Below are 17397 nucleotides of genomic sequence, written 5' to 3' on the forward strand. Positions count from 1 at the left end.
CCTCATTTCTTGACAATAGTCTTGTAGGCTGAAACCCTTGATATCTCTATGTTTTCAGACTTAACGGGAAAAGTCAGGTAACTGTTTTCGGGCAGATAATTCGGGCAAACAACCGTTTGCCCCTACAGGATTCGCGCAAACACGGGAATAATCATTGGTTTTAAAGTTATTTGCGATCGCACGTGGGTAAGTAACTGTTTTCGGGTAAATAACCAATCCAAAATCCAAAATCTAAAATTGTCTAGCTTTTCTCAAATACTGCCAAAATCCCAAACAGTACAAATAAACCTCCACCGATAAAAGTCAATTGACGTTCTGTGATACGTCCACAGAGCATTTTGCCACAGGTAACAGCAATCAAAGTACAAATTGCATGTCCTAAAACGGCTCCTGCGGTGACTCCCAATGGATTTTTATCTATTGCCAGGGAGATAGTCGCAAGTTGGGTTCTATCTCCCCACTCAGCAATAAATGTTAATAAAAATCCTTCCAGCCAGATTGTCCCGGTACTTTTTGCTACGAGTTTTCCTTCGGCTTTACTTACTACTTCCTCAGCTTCTTCGAGAACGCGATCGCAATTATCTACTACTGGCATTTTATAGGCATCGTAGATTAATTTCAGACCAAAACCTAAAAATAAAGCAATTTCCAAATGATGTACGGTAGATTTGGGCAGGAATGATGCGAATTGCCCCAAACCGACTGAAAGTATTGTCATTGCGGCTAAAGCTGATGTGGCTGCGCTAAATATCAACCACCGTGAATGTTTCATTGCTAAATACATAGCAATAAAAAATGTTTTATCGAGTAATTCTGTTGCTGTAATCACCGTTAACCCAGCAGTAAAGGCTGTTAGCATTCTCAAGCTCCCGTTATTTTTGCGGCGTGAAAGCTTGATGAATCTAAGTTGGGTTAATTTAACAAAGACCTCACCAAGCTCTACACATTTACATTTGTGTGAACTTAGTGAAGGTCTCGCTTACAATTATTGTTTATTAGTTAATTGCTATTTACCATTTTGCTTAACTATTAACTCTAACTTTGGCATTTGAACCAGGCTCATCACCAGTATGTTGATTCAAATGAACTGACAATTCATTAGATAATTCTAACTTTATCAGCAGCTACTCCCCTTCATTTATATAGATTATTATACATCTATTTAAACTCTTAGTAAAGCGATCGCACAGCAATTTGTTTAGATTTAAATCTTAGTTTGAACATAATGATAAAAATATGAAACCAGAAGATAAATAATGATAAGAAAATGAAAATCTAGTTATTAGAAAATACAGCAGATTTCAGGTTGTAGAAGGTATCTGAAGAAAACCTAAAACCCTGTAAATCCGAAATAAAATAAAAAAAAGCCCCCCTTTTCCGTGATCGAAAAAGGGAGCTATGGTGTGGTGTGAGGAGCAAACCTAATGTTTGCATTAAGGTAATTATACCAAAGTCAATGTAAAGGAATGATGATAGCTAAGTAATAATTCTGTAATTGTTTGGTGATTTAATTGACAAATACAATGGCAAAAAGCTCTGAAAATACTGGTTACGCGTAGGAATACTGGTGATAATTAAAATAGAAATAAAAAAATCTTCAGACTGGTAATTTTACTACGGTTTTGATGGGATTGTCGTTGTAAGTATAAATAACTAAGGGACTTTGGGAAAATAAAATATCCCAAATTATAGATTCTTGAACCTCGCATGACTAAAAGTCACTCGATTCCTGCTTCACAGATACGTGCCTGAATTACTCCAGGTCTTAGCGGTTCTCCACAGGCGTTTTGAAAGGTTAAGGGGATTTTAGAATTTATGAATTCTAAGTAAAAGCCCATGACGGGGATTGAACTCGTGACCTCACCCTTACCAAGGGTGTGCTCTACCACTGAGCTACATGGGCTAGTTGGATTAGGCTATTTGAATTAAAAATTATAAAGATAAAACTTTAAAATTTACTTTTCAAGTTAGCATTTTCCATTTTTAATTGTTTGGAGGTGGGCCGAGCTGGATTTGAACCAGCGTAGCTTTCGCAGCGGATTTACAGTCCGCCCCCATTAACCACTCGGGCATCGACCCTTGATGTCCACAATTATGAATAGTAGCACAATTCTAATTAATTACAAGTACTTGGAGAATAAAGTTTAATTTGGGGATTGGGGATTGGGTATTGGGAATTTTGAATGTGTTAATTTTACCCTTTCCCCTAATCCTTAGTCCTTATACAGCAGGGTTTAGAAAGCGATTGGCAAATTTCATCACGTCACCTAAGTCTGTATCTCCGTCGCTATCGGTGTCTAAAAATGAGTTGAGTAAGGGGTTAGAGTTTCCCCAAGCACCTGTTTGAGGAGCGCCCATTTGTAATAGACTTAATACGGCAGAGGTCAGGGTAGGTAGTGCTGATTGGATCAGGTTAGAATTCATTCCTGTTTGTTTGGTGACGGTTTCGGCGATTTGCTGCATTAGTTGGGGTGAGAATAGGGATTGTAATGCACTTTCTCCCCCTGAGATGACAACTTGGCTAACAAGGTTCTCTAGTCTACCTTTGCCGATAATAGCTTCCTGCTGTTGTAGTGCGGGACGAATTTGATTGCCGACGATGGACATGATGCTTTGTAGTTGTGATTTATCGATTCCTTGATTTGTGGTCAAGTTTTGAACTGAGTTGATGATCGAAGATAGTTGGGAAACATTTGCTTGCTGATTGGGATTGTTGATTGCGCTGAGAAGATCGAAGAAAATACTCATGGGAAATCTCCTGAAATGGGGAATATAATTAATGGGGAATGGGGGATAATTAATGGGGAAGAAGACGACCAAGACGACCCGATGGGTCGTCTCTACTGGGGTTTGATGCGAACATGGAAGGAACGAATAATGCGAACCCAGCGATTTTCTGAGGTGTAGTATCCGACTTCGGCAATATAATCGTGATAAGCCCTTGGCGTTAAACTTTGCTTATTGCACAATGGAATTGTGATATGTTGATCGAATGTGTTTTCGTCGCAGAAAAATTCTTGGGTAGCGTGGGGTTGTTGGTTGTCAATATCTAGGTTGGTTGCGTCGTGAACTCGCAATGCAAACTTACTTCCACCTTGATTTCGCGCTGCTTGTTTATAATCCTCTGATACTTCCCAGTATGCATAAGCATCTTGGAAATTACGCGGTACGAGGATGATTTGGCATTGTTTTTTTGTTGTTTGAGGATTTAGGGTTTCTTTAGTTTCTAAGAGTTCTAGGGGTTCTAGGGTTGCTCCATTCCGCGATAATCCCTTCTTATCGAAGAATGCATGAGTCACTGTTCCAACCCCTGCGACTGCTGCTGCTCCTCCTGCCAGCTTGGTTCCAACTGTTTTTGCAGCTTCTCCCATCCAACCAGAAAAACCTCTAGTGGTTCTGTCTACTAGGTTTACTGGTGCATTCATTGTATCCCTGCCAATATCTGATGTTTTGTTGCTGATATTATTAGCAAGGTTGTTTGTAGCTACTTTTACAGCTTCAATTGATAATTTTGATTTGGGGTTACTTCCACTCAATTCTGTCATTGAGGAAGATACTTGTACTGGTTCTGAATGTGCTATTGGCAACCAGTTTCCATCGTTTTTAATGTAGCCCAGTTCCACTAAGTAATCGCGATACGCCCTTGGCGTTAAACTTTGCTTATCGCAAGCTGGAATACTAATGTGCAAGTCGTTGTCTACACCGCATTCATATTGCTTTATCGCTTCTGCTGGTTGTGTCTCCAAATCAATATCTGTTGTGTCGTACAGTCTCAACCCTAGTTTTTTCACACCTTGGTTTTGCAATTCTTGCTGAGTTGCATCGGAGAGTTCCCAGTATGTATAAGCACTATCAGCACTACGGGGTACAAGAATTACCTTACTTTCATCAACCGATTGATTCCCTACTTCCAATTTGCGATTTTTTCCAAAGAAGTTGAGTGCATAACCCCCTCCAATGGCTCCCCCAACTACTGCTGCTCCTGCTGCTGTTGCTCCTGCTAAACTTGAGAATAGATTGCTGGAAACTGGATTTGGGTCGAGATTTAGGTCTAAATTTGAGTCTAGATTTGGGTTAATATTGCTAGGGGGAGTAGTTTGAATAAAAGATGTTGGTCTAACTGTCGCAACATCGGTATCACCCCAAAGCGAACTAGCCTGCAATTGTTCTTCATTTATTTCTTCATCTACAAAAGATGTCGCAGATATTTCGCTATTATCTACACCAGTATCTAAAAATGCAGGAACATGTACTTTTTCAGAACATGCAACCTGCAACCATGTGTCATCGCTGTTTTCGTAACCAATCTCGGCAACATAATCCCGGTTACTCGCAGGAATACCAACATTTAAATCGGTTTCCCGTTCTTGACAATTATATTCCCCAACCAGCGTCTGATTTTGGTTGTGTGAATCTATGCCATCAACGTCAGTGACATCGTATAAACGCAACTTCATTCCCCGCTTTCCTTGTCGTCGCAAGTCTTCCTTCACAACTTCGGGAATTTCCCAATATGCATATCCTTCATTAGGGTTACGAGGAGTGAGAATAATCCGACTATCACGGGTTTTTGATGGCACTGCTGCCACTGCCACTGCTCCTGCAACTGGTGCAACTCCTGCAATGGGGGAACCAAGCCCTTTCATTACCCACCATAGTAATCCTCCCAAAAGAGGTATAAATAATAGCCACCAAGGTAATTGATTCTCTGATTCGCTTGGATTAATATTTGGATTAATATTTGGATCAGCAATAGTATTGGGTGCAGTCGCTACATTTCCTGGGGAATTCTGTTCTCTAGATGTTGATGTTCCCGTATTACCGGAATTGGCAGAATTATTTGCTTCTACTTGCTTAGGAGCGTTGAGTGGTGCTACGACGGTAGTATTTGATTTTGCTGCTTCCGCTCTGGCTTTTTCGACTACTTGCTGATTTTCGCCAGCTGTTGCATAACCTAAAAATGCTTGTGCAGCAGGGCTAGGCTTCGTTCCCTTATAAACATACATCAAAGGTTGGGAAAAGGGATAACGGGTGTCAGTTGGTGCAACATTGTGCATTGCCACAATTCGCAGATTCGGATTATTCACAACTTGATCTGCGATCGCATATCCAATTCCATCTTTCCCTAATGCTTTAATAACCGCATCTGTACTATCTGCTTTTAACCTAACAGCATTATTTCCCGCTTTAAAGGGAGCTTTTTTAAATACAGGATAATTTTGAAAAGCTTTTCTGGTGTCGCTACCATCGGGACGGTCAATCACCCTAATTTTACCAGCTTTACCCCCGATTTTTGACCAGTCAGTAACTTCCCCACGGAACATTTGAGCAAATTGATTGATTGTTAAACCACCTTTCCAGGGATTATCCTTACCCACAAACATGGCAATTTTATTTCGGGATACGGAAGTTGCAACCAAACCTTTGGCTTTCTCCCCATCCGTCAATGGACGACCAATTCCAGCCAAATCTGATTTACCATCTAAAACACCTTTCAATGCTGCATTGGTTCCGTCATAGGTGACTTTAACATCAGTTCCCTTATACTGAGTTTTAAACTTCTGCGCTAGTGCTTCATTGATTTTTGCCATGCTACTCGAACCGTTCACTCGTACAACCGTACCATTGGGAACATCTTTCGGTAGTGGAAAGGTAGCATTGGTGCTTGTTGATTGAGCAATTACAGGAGAAACTGTAAATGAGACTACTGAGGGAGTCGCAGCAGCCAAGCTAAATAATATTGCGATCGCGGATAGAGAACTCTGTTTGCGAGACACTCGACTGGCTCCTTTGTGGATTTCATATTGTTATTGTTAATCTCGAACTAATAGCCGATTTGGAACTGTTTGGGAATTAAGAATACCAAATTAATGTCGCTTGCAACTATAAAATTAGTTACGTACCACATCGTTAAAAAAACTTTATTGCTGATTTAACCAAAAAAAGCAAAGGTTATGCAAGTCACATTCACCCCTGTGCTTGATTTTAAATTCTCCCCACTTCCCAGAACTGTATCAAATTTCGTCAGATTCTTTTAATACATCCGGCTTGAAATTTACTATATGTTTCGATTTGTCAATACTTGGTCATAAAACTACATTCAGTGTATCGGATGAAATTATCTTAATTTTTATAGATAATCACTCTAAAGATAGATGATATTTTTGTGATTTCATGAATGTTTATTTTCCTCGTATCATATGTTGGGTTACGCAAAGCCTTCACCCAACCTACAATAATTGGGTAACTGACTAACCGTGTATTAGAAAAGTGCGTTAGTGAAGCTTACTGTAGGTATCGCGTAAATTGTTTAACATCTCCAATTATTTGGTAAATGGGATACTGCAATCTATTTGTCCCAAAGCGGAAGCTGTGAGCAATTTTACTGTTCTCAATATTAAAGGAAACAAATATAGATTAATCTTGAGTATTGATTGTGAAAAACAGTTAATTTATATTAAAAATATTCTAACTCATGCTGAGTATGATAAGGCAAATTGGAAAAATGACCCTTATTTTTAATTCACAGAAATATCGAGAACTCTTAGTTGAGTATCAACCAAAAATAATTAGAACTGAAGAAGAGAATGAAAAGGCTTTAGCGATTGTTGAAAAGTTAATGCATCAACAAAGTCGCAGTCTCGAAGAAGATGAACTCTACGACTTACTAATTACTTTAATTGATAAATTTGAAAAGGAATACTATTCGCCAGGAAATTCTTCTACACCTCATTCTATGTTACTTTTCTTGATGGAACAAAGAGATATTAAACAATCAAATTTGGTTGGTGTAATTGGGTCTAAAGGTATTGTCTCAGAAGTCGTGAACGGGAAACGGGAAATTAGCAAAGCACAAGCTAAAGCTTTAGGAGATTTTTTTCAAGTCGATGCTGGTGTATTTATATGAGTTTTTAAAATGAGAATAAGTATCAGCTACTCTAGATAGTTGAAGAGGGTTGGGTAAGAGGAAAACGCGGCGTTGTGGTTTTTCGCTACAAAGAAGGTGAATCGCTATAATTTAGATTAGACTTTAGAATCAGCAATACAGCAGCTATGCAAATTACGCTAAACCTTGATGAGTCTCTTCTTAACGAAGCCCTTGAACTTACCAATCTTTCTACGCAAGAGGAATTGTTAAGTCTTGCTCTGAAAGAACTGGTACGATCGCGCCGCAAAAAAAACCTTCTCGACCTCGCGGGGCAAATTCAATTCTCCGAGGATTTCGACCACAAGGCAAGGTGATCGGTCGTTGCTGGACATCGCGATCGTAATTTTGGAGATTTCGGTGACGGCGATTTGAAGGCTTGGTTAAATACGCAACGGGAATAACTTCGAGATAATTGACAATCAACTTGATTTGAGAGGTATTTCTCGTTATCCCGATGTCACTTGCGATCGCTATCGGGATAAAAAGAGGGAGTATTTGCTAGATACCTAACAATTTCTAAAAATGTTGACAATACTGGTATTAGATTTTCTGATTTCCAAGCAATACCTAATCCTGCAATTGGTGCATCAGGAGTAAGTACACGATAAACAACTCCAGAACGTTGGAAGTTTTTCACATGGGATGGTAATAGAGAAATACCAATTCCCGCAGCAACAAATCCCAACATCACTTGCATTTCTTTAGCTGCACAGACAATATTTGGACGTAAACCAACTCTTTGATAAATATCAAAAATCTGTTCGTGTAACCCACAACCTCTATCACTAGATGCTAAAATCAACGGCTCGTTAGCAAGTGCAGTAATGGGAATTTCTGATTGTGCTGCTAAAGGATGATTTTCTGGTAAAGCCAACACTAGAGGTTCTTGCAGCAATATCTCCACTTTTAAATTTGCATCAGTGATTGGTGGTATGACAAAACCAACATCAAGATTATTTTCTGCGATCGCAATTACTTGTTCGCTGGTTTCCATAGGTTTCATAATTATCTCCACTTCGGGAAAGCGATCGCGAAATACTTTAATCGACATAGGTATAATGTCATACACAGATGAGCCTTGAAATCCAACTATTAATTGACCTATTTCTCCACGATTAGCTCTCTTTGCTATTCGTATTCCTTGGTCAAAACGTAAAAGAATTTGCTCAACTTCTGTAAGGAAAATTTGACCAGGTACAGTTAATTTTATTTGACGTTGGTTACGTTCAAATAGTATGATACTAAGCTCTTTTTCTAAGTTTTGAATTTGACGACTCAGTGATGGTTGGGTAATATTTAATCTTTCTGCTGCACGACCAAAATTTAACTCTTCCGCTACAGCCAAAAAATATCTCAGGTGACGCAATTCTATATTATTTTTATTCATGCTTTGAAACTATCGATTCCCCGCAAAGAAGGCATTAGACTTAAACACCAGCTTTACCATAGATTATTAAAGGAGAATAACAAATATACCCATGAAAATTGAAAATGCTGTGGCTCTGGTTACAGGGGCAAATGGTGGTCTTGGTGGTCATTGGATTCAAGGATTACTAAACAGTGAAGTATCAAAAATTTATGCTTGCGCCAGGAATACGCAAAAATTAGAGAGCATAATAGCCACATATCCAGCAAAAATTATAGCTATAGAGCTTGATATTACTGATGAAAGCTCTATTATTCAAGCAGCATTACAATGTCCTGATGTCACCCTATTAATTAACAATGCTGGTATTTTATTAAACCAGGGTTTAATTGCCTCAAAAGACCTATCAGCAGCTAAAACTGAAATAGAAATTAACTATTTGGGAACATTGGCAATGTGTCGTGCTTTTGCTCCAATTCTGAAAATGAATGGTGGTGGTGCAATTATCAATATGTTAACAATGTTGGCAAAAGCAAATCTACCTGCAAATGGTTCTTACTGTGCATCTAAAGCTGCGACGTTTTCCATGACTCAAGGGGTAAGAGCAGAGTTGGCAAACCAAAAAACCCTTGTTATTGGTGTCATGCCAGGTACAATAGATACGGGAATGAGTAAAGATTATCCTCCACCAAAAGTTCCCCCCACAGAAGTGGTCAAGGATGCGCTACAGGCAGTTATGGATGGAGTAGAGGACGTTTATCCAGGTGAACAGGCAAAGGAGTTAGCTGCACAGTTATTGAGCGATCCGAAAGCGCTTGAAAAAGCTTTAGCGCAGATGTTACCAGTTAGTTAATTAACTGGTATTTTGTTTGCTCTATGTAATTACACTAACTAGCACATACCCGAAAATACAACTTTTGAGAAAGTGAACAAACTAGATATGAATCAGATTCTACATATTGATACTAGCCCCAGAGGAGAACGTTCCCACTCACGGACTTTAGCCAGTGATTTTGTGGCAAATTGGAAAAATAGTTACCTAGACTCCACAATTACCTACCGAGATATCGGACACCAAATTATTCCCCCAGTTAGCGAAACTTGGATAGCAGCAGCATTTTCTCCCCCCAATACCCACACACCAGAATTAACTGCTGCACTGCAACTTTCCAACGAATTAATTGACGAATTGCAAAAGTGCGATCGCTATATTTTTAGTGTGCCAATGTACAATTTTAGCATTCCCGCAAATTTCAAAGCCTATATTGACCAAGTTTGTCGGGTTGGACGTACTTTTGCTGTTAATCAAAAAGGTGGTTACGAAGGGTTATTAACAGGTAAGAAAATGTTAGTAATTACTGCACGGGGTGGAAGTTTTCCTGCGGGAACCCCTGCTGCTAATTTTGATTTTCAAGAACCTTACATTCGGACTGTTTTTGGCTTAATGGGTGTGACTGATATTAACTTTGTGAATGCAGAAAACCTAGCAATGAAAGGTGATATGCGGGAACAATCTTTACAGTCAGCTAAAGCAAAATTAACAGCATTAATTACAGAGTGGGATTAATGCCAAAAGTCGAATTTTTATCTTTTTCAACAATTATGATGGGTTTATTAGGTATCATAAATCCATCATTTGCAGATACCAAAAATGAATTTATTAATGAATTTATCCCTGTTACTGCCGTCAGTCAACTAAAGGATGTCCAACCCACTGATTGGGCTTTTCAAGCATTGCGATCGCTAGTAGAACGTTACGGAGTAATTTCTGGTTATCCCGATGCAAATTTTCGCGGTCAAAATGCGATGACTCGCTATGAGTTTGCTGCTGGTTTGAATGCTGCTTTACACAGGATTAATGAACTAATTGGTACGGGGAAAGAAAGTTTAGTCTCCCCTGAAGATTTAACTACATTACAACATTTGCAAAAAGAGTTTGCAGATGAATTAGCAACTTTACGAGCAAGAATTGATGGATTAGAAACCAGTAATGTAGAACTTTCAGCAAACCAATTTTCCACCACTAGCAAATTAACAGGACAGGTAGTGATGGCAGTTAATGCTGGTGAATTTGCTGGAGACAAAATCATTGCTCCTAGAGGTGCGGTAATTAGTCAAAATGACCCCAATTCAACTTTAATTTACCGCACTAGTTTGGATTTAAATAGTAGCTTTAAAGGGACAGATTTACTCAAAATTCGCTTAGTAACCGGAAGTGATGGGGCAAATGATAGTGCTACAGGTTTTCTCGAACCAAATTTTGGCAGCGTTTTAGACTACTCAATCCAAGGACTAAATAATCAAATTAGTCTGGCTCGTTTATATTACACTTTTACCCCTAATTCTGATTTAAAAGTTACCATTGGACCTGCATTAGTTGCACCCGATTTTGTTGACAAAAATCGCTATGCTAATGTCAGCTTCAAAGATTTTTCTACCCAAGCTTTTGCTAACAATTTCATTTTATTACCTAGAGCCGGAGGTGCAGGTGCTGTAATAGACTGGCATCCAAAAGGCAGTTCCGTAAAACTACGAGCCGCATATATAGGGGGAGATGCCACAAATCAACTACCAGACAACCAACGCTTAATTGGAGGAGGAGGTTCGCAAGATATCCGCTTATTTCCTAATGCTGGAGGTGGTGCAGATGGAGGTTTATTTGGCGACCCCTATCAGGGTTTTGCCGAGTTAGAATATTCCCCCAGCAAAGCTGTGAATGTCCGTTTGCAATACAGTGGTGGGAAAATATTTGGTAGCAGTTTTCAAGGAATTGGTGTCAATTTTGATTATTCTTTAAATTCACAAATTGGTATATTTGGTCGCTACGGTTATGCCAGTTATCCAAATACTAGCTTAGGTGATATTCATCCTAATTACTGGATGGCTGGATTTAGCTTACAAGATTTGTTTGTCAAAGGAGGTATTTTTGGGGTTGCAATTGGTCAACCTTTTATTGAAAGTGCAGTTGGAAATAGTACGCAAACTAATTATGAAATGTTTTATAACTTGCCAGTAAATGACAATATTCGGGTTACACCATTACTGCAAATTGTCATAAATCCCAGCAATCAAAATGATAACGGGAGGATTATTAGTGGTACTTTGCGGACAGTATTTTCATTTTAGAGTATTGAACTCATTATCAAGGTTAACTTAGGATTTAGATATATCAACTAGAGGATAAGCAAATGACAATTCAACTTGACCTCAAACCGGAAACTGAAGCTCGATTAATAGCCCAAGCAGCAATCAGAGGTGTGACTGTAAAGCAATACCTACAATTACTAATCGAAAACGACTCGCAAACTGAAGATTGGGTAAATTTGTTAGAAGAATTTTACAATAATCCAGCTTTGGCAAATGTTCCACCTTTATCAGATGAAGCAATTAGCCGTGAAAGCATCTATCGGGAAGGGGAAGATAATCAACTATGAAAAAACCAAATATCAACTCAATATTTACCAAAGCGACACTACTTGTAATTAGCACCCTGACAGTCATGTCAGGTGCAACAATTGCCCCCTCTCTACCTGCGATGCGGGAATATTTTAATAATTTTCCCAATGCTGATTATTTAGTCAGATTAGCCCTCACTTTACCCGCATTATTCATTGCCTTAGGTGCGCCATTAGTTGGGATTATTATCGATAAATTGGGACGTAAACCCTTATTAATTATCGCCTTAATTCTCTACGGAATTGCGGGAAGTTCCGGTTTAATTCTCAATAGCTTAAACTTAATTCTCATTGGACGGGCATTATTAGGTATTAGTGTTGCCGGAATAATGACCACAGCCACAACCCTAATCGCAGATTACTACATTGGGGCAGCCAGAGCGCAATTTTTAGGATTACAAGCGGCATTTATGGGATTGGGAGGGGTGTTTTTCCTCTCATTTGGTGGTTTTATTGCTGACCAAAATTGGCGTTATCCCTTTGGTATTTACTCGTTCTCTTTACTACTTGTGCCGTGTGCTTTATTGTTTCTGAGCGAACCAGAACGCAACCAAACTGTAAACCCAAATCAAGAAATCGTTACAGAAACTCTCAAGTTACCAATCAACCTAGTAATTATCACCTACGGAATTGGTATATTAACCCAGATTGTATTTTATTTAATACCCGTACAACTACCCTTTTATCTCAAACAATTATTTAATGCAGGTGCATCTCAGAGTGGAATTGCGATCGCACTAGCAACTCTGTTCTCTGCTATGGCTTCATTATTGTACAGACAAATCAAAGCTAAACTCAGCTTTACCGCCATTTACGGCATTGCCTTCCTAAATATGGGTATTGGTTATTGCTTCATTAGTTTGGGAACAGCTTATCCAGTAGTATTGTTAGGACTTGCGATCGCAGGTTCCGGTTTAGGTTTATTAATGCCGAATATGAATTTTTGCCTCATTTCCGTCACACCCGATACAATGCGAGGAAAAATTATTAGTGGGGTGACAACATCACTATTTTTAGGACAGTTTCTCTCACCTTTGTTGAGTCAACCCCTAAGTGGAAAAGTCGGTTTAGCTACCACCTACGGATATGCAGGAGGATTTATGTTAGTGATGGCAGCACTGGCATTAATTAGCTTGGGAAATATCAAAGCAAAATCTTCGTAGTTATCAAGGCTCTTTTTCAGGAATCTCAACTGATTCAGATGTAGCAGTCAATCAGTTATATGATGATAGGAAATTTAGCTGTTCATTGTTTATGTTTGTCAGAATCAAGCGTTTTGTTCGTCAATTTTTTCATCGAAGCAGAACAATCAATAATGAACCCTTGAATAGAGTTAGTTTGATTGTTATTATTTTAATTGATATTTTTATTCTGAGTAATGTATTTTCTGGGCTAGATGATGTTAGCAGATGGCATGTTAGTCCGACAGAAGCTTATCCCTGTTATTCACAATGGCAAAATTACCGGAATGAAACGAATAAAAATAAAGATTTTGAGATTATCAAATTAGCCTTAACAGAACAAAAAGATAATCTTTCATTTCCGCAGCAAGCTAAAAAATCTCGTCTCGGTAAGGTATCAGAAGTATGTTTGAGCTATGATGGAATCAAAAATAAAGTTGCCAATACCGAAAACAAAAAGATTATTCAAAATATTGCTAGTAAACAATCCAAAATTAGTAATTTAGAACAGGCAAATAGGACTATTCGTAATCAATATGATTCCTCACTCTTAGAAAAAATTGCTGGACAACCTCGTAATCAATCGATTAATGCAGTTGGTGCAGAAAAAGCCAAACAAGAGTTAGATGAGAATAACCGTAATATTTCTACTCTGAATCAGGAAACTTCTAATTTAAAAAATCAATTACTCACAAAGCCAGATAGTTCTAATTTTTTAGCCTTTTTGAAAGATAGCGAGAAATTTACGGTAGTTGAAACGGGCTATCAGAAAGCTGCTTTTTGGCATCCTAGTATTCAACTAGGTTTGCAGTCTTTGTTTCTCCTACCACTAATTATTGTTGCTCTATTAGTTGATAAATTTGCTCAAAGTCGAAGATATGGACTTGTTTCTCTAATTAGTTGGCATTTACTAGTCATATTTTTGATTCCCCTCATCCTGAAAATTTTCGAGTTTCTCCAAATTGGGATAATATTTAAATTTATCTTTGATATTGTTAGTAAGATTCTGGGTGGTTTGCTTTTCCTTGTCAATTATATTTATATCTTGCTGATTCCCCTAATTGGTTTTGGAATTATCAAACTTGCTCAAAAAGTTGTTTTAAATCCCAAATCCCAAGCAACCAATAGAATTCAAAAGTCGCGATGTGTTAATTGTGCGAGAAAAATCAGACATAATGATAGTTACTGTCCTCATTGTGGTTATTATCAATATGTTGAATGTCCCAACTGTCACAGTATGACTTATAAACATTTGTCTTATTGTCGAGAGTGTGGGTATTCTCAAGAATCAAACAATCCTGAATGACAAATTATTTCTGATGATTGCCTAACTTAATTTATATCTCTTTAATAGTTTGTGCGATCGCATCAACTATTAAAATTTTTAGTCTTTATAAACCGCTTTTCTTCCTTTAGGGAACACCAAAAAATAAATTCTCCATAATTGTAGGGGTGGGGTCTCCCCACCCTTCGCGTGATAGTGTTGGTGAATATATGATTTGAATATTTTATTTTCTGGAAGTCCCTTTACCGGATGCTTGGTGTCGCTAAAAATATGAGGTTTTTAGGGTTTTCGCGCTGGGGGAGAAATCAGGTTTCTGAGTCAGTCGTGCTGATTTGAATTTTTGCGTGGTGAGAGAAACCTGATTTCTTGGATTCCTGAGTTTAATCAAAGTTCATAAATAATCTGCTTCTCCCCATTATCCCCACTAACCGATAACTGTTTTACCTATGACTTGAGAAAAATCCCATCAATGCGTTAACTTCATTAGCGTGAACTACCTATACCCGTAAAATTTAGCTAATGACAAATCACCCCTCCTCTGCAATCCCAGCTTGTGCTTGGCAACGTCCCATCGGTTTAGGTTGGGAAAAACCCTACACCGTCCGCTATCCTAGTAATATTGATGATGGACCCTGGCATGGTATGCCTTTAGGTGGTTTTGGTGCAGGTTGTATCGGGCGATCGCATCGTGGGGATTTTAATTTCTGGCATATCGATGGTGGGGAACATGTGTTTCAAAATATCCCTAGTTGTCAATTTAGTGTCTTTGAATCCACAAACAGCGAAGAAAATACCAATTCCTCTCAAGCTTACGCATTATCCATCGCAATACCCGAAAATGGCACTCTCACAGCTTGGAAATGGTATCCACCTAGCGAAAATTTAGCAGATAAAGAAGACAAAGTAACTCCCAACTCCCAATTCTCAACTCAGAACTCCTCACTCCTGACTTCCCAAACAACGGGAACATACCACGCTTTATATCCCCGCAGTTGGTTTGTGTATGAAAATGTATTAAAAACCCAGCTAACTTGCGAGCAGTTTTCGCCAATTTGGGCAAACAACTACCAAGAAAGTAGTTATCCCGTCGCAGTATTTGTCTGGAAAGCACATAACCCCACAAATGCACCTATTACCCTCAGCATCATGCTTACCTGGCAAAATATGGTGGGTTGGTTTACCAATGCTTCCAAATCCCCAGAGGTGAAAATTCGCGACGATGGCAGTCCAGTTTACGAATATCAACCCCGCCTCAATCAAAGTCAAGGTAATTATAATTTTATAGTTGAAAACGCCGATAAAATTGCCAGCGTCATGGCACGGGATGGAATTGTTACACCACAAGAAGAAGGAGAAGGAGAATGGTGTATTGCAACGCGCAAACATCCCAGCGTTGAAGTATTCCACCATACCCGATGGAATCCAGTGGGAACAGGAAATGATATTTGGGATAGTTTTGCAAAAGATGGTTCCCTATCCAATATTGTTGATACCACACCAGCAAATGTAGACGAACAAACTGGTTCCGCTTTAGCTGTACGTATCACTTTACAACCTGGGGAAACCTTAGAAATTCCCTTTGCCCTGAGTTGGAATTTCCCCATCACCGAATTTGCCGAGGGAGTTAAATATTACCGTCGTTACACCGACTTTTTCGGACGGGGAGAAAATAGTGCCTGGAATTTAGCCGCGATCGCACTCGACGAATACCAACAATGGCAGCAACAAATCCAAGCTTGGCAGCAACCAATTCTCAACCGTGGAGATTTACCGGATTGGTTCAAAATGGCTCTATTCAATGAATTATACGACCTCACCGCCGGGGGAACATTGTGGAGTGCCGCGACAGAAAAAGACCTTTACGGACAGTTTGCTGTATTAGAATGCTTGGATTATCGCTGGTATGAAAGCTTAGATGTGCGCTTGTATGGTTCCTTCGGGTTATTAATGCTGTTCCCCGAACTCGAAAAAGCCGTAATGCGAGCATTTGCCAGAGCTATCCCTGCCAGTGATGACAGAACCCGCGTCATTGGTTACTACTACACAATTGGGGCAGAAAGTCAAATGGCTGTCCGGAAAACTGCGGGAGCAACACCCCACGATTTAGGTGCGCCAAACGAGCATGTGTGGGAAAAGACAAATTATACCGCTTACCAAGATTGCAACCTCTGGAAAGACTTAGGTAGCGATTTCGTCCTCCAGGTATACCGAGATTTTATCTTGACAGGTGCAAGCGATCGCAACTTTTTAGCAGAATCTTGGAATGCGATCGTCCAAACCCTCGATTACTTGAAAGAATTTGACCTGGACAACGACGGTATACCGGAAAACTCCGGGGCACCTGACCAAACCTTTGATGATTGGCGTTTACAGGGAGTCAGTGCTTACTGTGGTGGATTGTGGTTGGCTGCTTTGCAATCTGCGATCGCGATCGGTAATATCCTCAAAACCTCTGACAAAAGTTCTGAAAATAATCTCGATCTCCATACCATTAATAGCCAGATCGAAAAATTCCAAACCTGGTTATCGCGATCGCTCCCCATTTACCAAGAAAAACTCTGGAACGGCACATATTACAAACTCGACAGCGAAAGCGGTTCTGATATCGTCATGGCAGACCAATTATGCGGTCAATTTTATACCCGATTATTAGGACTTCCCGATATTGTCCCCAATGAATGCGCCCATTCTGCCCTCGCAACAGTTTATGATGCATGTTTCCTCAAATTCCACAACGGTAAATTTGGTGCAGCCAATGGTTTACACCTCGACGGTTCCCCCGAAAACCCCAAAGCCACACATCCACTAGAAGTTTGGACGGGAATAAACTTTGGCATAGCTGCATTTCTCCACCAAATGGGGATGAAAGCGGAAGCATTCCAACTCACGGAAGCAGTCGTCAATCAAATCTACGAAAACGGCTTACAATTCCGTACCCCCGAAGCCATTACAGCCGTCGGTACTTTCCGTGCTAGCACATACCTACGAGCAATGGCAATTTGGGGAATTTATTTAGTTATAGGTGAGGAATAGGAATTGCTCGTTTTCCCCTCGTATCTCGGAATTACCCCCCTCATAAAGGCTACTGTGTACACACAAGTCTGTTTTCCCTTCATATCCCGGAAATCATCCCCCCTAACCCCCCTTTCCAAGGGGGGAAAATAAAAAGTCTAATTCCCTCC

Annotated in this window: 14 protein-coding genes, 2 tRNA genes and 1 pseudogene; 10 read left to right on the top strand and 7 right to left on the bottom strand. The window is 39.5% G+C overall.

Annotated features, from left to right (window positions below):
* Positions 1-60: 60 nt before the first annotated feature.
* From CK510_RS31680 to CK510_RS11315, 6 genes are all read right to left on the bottom strand, one after another.
* The gene (locus tag CK510_RS31680; protein ID WP_211293169.1) at positions 61-228 is read right to left on the bottom strand and encodes a hypothetical protein; all 168 of its coding nucleotides are present in this window, start codon (positions 226-228) and stop codon (positions 61-63) included.
* Positions 229-241: 13 nt separating this feature from the next.
* Positions 242-859, bottom strand: coding sequence for a TMEM165/GDT1 family protein (locus CK510_RS11295; protein WP_095721799.1), 618 nt, complete (start codon positions 857-859; stop codon positions 242-244).
* A 972-nt stretch (positions 860-1831) separates the two neighbouring features.
* Positions 1832-1903 (bottom strand) — tRNA-Thr (locus tag CK510_RS11300).
* Between the two features lie 95 nt (positions 1904-1998).
* Positions 1999-2079, bottom strand: a tRNA-Tyr gene (locus CK510_RS11305).
* A gap of 141 nt (positions 2080-2220) precedes the next feature.
* The gene (locus tag CK510_RS11310; protein WP_095721800.1) at positions 2221-2748 is read right to left on the bottom strand and encodes a DUF937 domain-containing protein; all 528 of its coding nucleotides are present in this window, start codon (positions 2746-2748) and stop codon (positions 2221-2223) included.
* Positions 2749-2840: 92 nt separating this feature from the next.
* The gene (locus CK510_RS11315) at positions 2841-5777 is read right to left on the bottom strand and encodes a DUF4912 domain-containing protein (protein ID WP_095721801.1); all 2937 of its coding nucleotides are present in this window, start codon (positions 5775-5777) and stop codon (positions 2841-2843) included.
* Positions 5778-6342: 565 nt separating this feature from the next.
* On the opposite strand from CK510_RS11315, the pseudogene CK510_RS11320 reads away from it, so the two are divergent.
* From CK510_RS11320 to CK510_RS11330, 3 genes and pseudogenes are all read left to right on the top strand, one after another.
* Positions 6343-6522 (top strand): annotated as a pseudogene (locus tag CK510_RS11320) (type II toxin-antitoxin system HigB family toxin); the annotation flags it as partial.
* On the top strand, positions 6506-6907 hold the full coding sequence (locus CK510_RS11325; protein ID WP_095721803.1) for a helix-turn-helix domain-containing protein: 402 nt from the start codon (positions 6506-6508) through the stop codon (positions 6905-6907). The pseudogene CK510_RS11320 and the gene CK510_RS11325, both read left to right, overlap by 17 nt.
* A 146-nt stretch (positions 6908-7053) precedes the next feature.
* On the top strand, positions 7054-7242 hold the full coding sequence (locus CK510_RS11330) for a type II toxin-antitoxin system VapB family antitoxin (protein WP_095721804.1): 189 nt from the start codon (positions 7054-7056) through the stop codon (positions 7240-7242).
* Between the two features lie 143 nt (positions 7243-7385).
* Here the strand turns inward: CK510_RS11330 and CK510_RS11335 are convergent, their stop codons facing one another.
* Positions 7386-8315: a LysR family transcriptional regulator gene (locus tag CK510_RS11335; protein WP_095721805.1), complete on the bottom strand. Its 930-nt coding sequence runs from the start codon at positions 8313-8315 to the stop codon at positions 7386-7388.
* A gap of 91 nt (positions 8316-8406) precedes the next feature.
* Here CK510_RS11335 and CK510_RS11340 point away from each other — a divergent pair, with 91 nt between their 5' ends.
* The 7 genes from CK510_RS11340 (at position 8407) to CK510_RS11370 (ending at position 17248) form a co-directional block, all read left to right on the top strand.
* Positions 8407-9147, top strand: coding sequence for an SDR family oxidoreductase (locus tag CK510_RS11340; RefSeq protein WP_095721806.1), 741 nt, complete (start codon positions 8407-8409; stop codon positions 9145-9147).
* A gap of 87 nt (positions 9148-9234) precedes the next feature.
* Positions 9235-9861 carry an FMN-dependent NADH-azoreductase gene (locus tag CK510_RS11345; protein ID WP_095721807.1) on the top strand — a complete coding sequence of 209 codons (627 nt, stop codon included), beginning with the start codon at positions 9235-9237 and terminating at the stop codon, positions 9859-9861.
* A complete protein-coding gene (locus CK510_RS11350) occupies positions 9861-11420 on the top strand; it encodes an iron uptake porin (RefSeq protein WP_095721808.1) in 1560 nt (519 codons plus the stop codon). The genes CK510_RS11345 and CK510_RS11350 overlap by 1 nt, the downstream gene beginning before the upstream one ends.
* Positions 11421-11482: 62 nt before the next feature.
* Positions 11483-11728 (top strand): hypothetical protein, encoded by a 246-nt coding sequence (locus CK510_RS11355; RefSeq protein ID WP_095721809.1) that lies wholly within the window; start codon positions 11483-11485, stop codon positions 11726-11728.
* The gene (locus CK510_RS11360; RefSeq protein WP_095721810.1) at positions 11725-12912 is read left to right on the top strand and encodes an MFS transporter; all 1188 of its coding nucleotides are present in this window, start codon (positions 11725-11727) and stop codon (positions 12910-12912) included. Before CK510_RS11355 ends, CK510_RS11360 begins: the two co-directional genes overlap by 4 nt.
* A gap of 91 nt (positions 12913-13003) precedes the next feature.
* Positions 13004-14236, top strand: a complete 1233-nt coding sequence (locus CK510_RS11365) for a zinc ribbon domain-containing protein (RefSeq protein ID WP_095721811.1) — start codon at positions 13004-13006, stop codon at positions 14234-14236.
* A 498-nt stretch (positions 14237-14734) separates the two neighbouring features.
* Positions 14735-17248, top strand: coding sequence for a GH116 family glycosyl hydrolase (locus tag CK510_RS11370; protein WP_095721812.1), 2514 nt, complete (start codon positions 14735-14737; stop codon positions 17246-17248).
* The last annotated feature ends 149 nt before the right edge of the window (positions 17249-17397 follow it).

Origin of the sequence: Brunnivagina elsteri CCALA 953, from assembly GCF_002289455.1 — a bacterium.
GTDB lineage: Bacteria > Cyanobacteriota > Cyanobacteriia > Cyanobacteriales > Nostocaceae > Brunnivagina > Brunnivagina elsteri.

Excerpts from the sequence above, each read along its gene's own strand:
- CK510_RS11365 (WP_095721811.1), top strand. The coding sequence starts at position 13,004 with ATGTTTGTCAGAATCAAGCGTTTTGTTCGTCAATTTTTTCATCGAAGC.
- CK510_RS11340 (WP_095721806.1), top strand. The coding sequence starts at position 8,407 with ATGAAAATTGAAAATGCTGTGGCTCTGGTTACAGGGGCAAATGGTGGT.
- CK510_RS11370 (WP_095721812.1), top strand. The coding sequence starts at position 14,735 with ATGACAAATCACCCCTCCTCTGCAATCCCAGCTTGTGCTTGGCAACGT.
- CK510_RS11325 (WP_095721803.1), top strand. The coding sequence starts at position 6,506 with ATGACCCTTATTTTTAATTCACAGAAATATCGAGAACTCTTAGTTGAG.
- CK510_RS11330 (WP_095721804.1), top strand. The coding sequence starts at position 7,054 with ATGCAAATTACGCTAAACCTTGATGAGTCTCTTCTTAACGAAGCCCTT.
- CK510_RS11335 (WP_095721805.1), bottom strand. The coding sequence starts at position 8,315 with ATGAATAAAAATAATATAGAATTGCGTCACCTGAGATATTTTTTGGCT.
- CK510_RS11345 (WP_095721807.1), top strand. The coding sequence starts at position 9,235 with ATGAATCAGATTCTACATATTGATACTAGCCCCAGAGGAGAACGTTCC.
- CK510_RS11350 (WP_095721808.1), top strand. The coding sequence starts at position 9,861 with ATGCCAAAAGTCGAATTTTTATCTTTTTCAACAATTATGATGGGTTTA.
- CK510_RS11295 (WP_095721799.1), bottom strand. The coding sequence starts at position 859 with ATGCTAACAGCCTTTACTGCTGGGTTAACGGTGATTACAGCAACAGAA.
- CK510_RS11310 (WP_095721800.1), bottom strand. The coding sequence starts at position 2,748 with ATGAGTATTTTCTTCGATCTTCTCAGCGCAATCAACAATCCCAATCAG.
- CK510_RS11360 (WP_095721810.1), top strand. The coding sequence starts at position 11,725 with ATGAAAAAACCAAATATCAACTCAATATTTACCAAAGCGACACTACTT.
- CK510_RS11355 (WP_095721809.1), top strand. The coding sequence starts at position 11,483 with ATGACAATTCAACTTGACCTCAAACCGGAAACTGAAGCTCGATTAATA.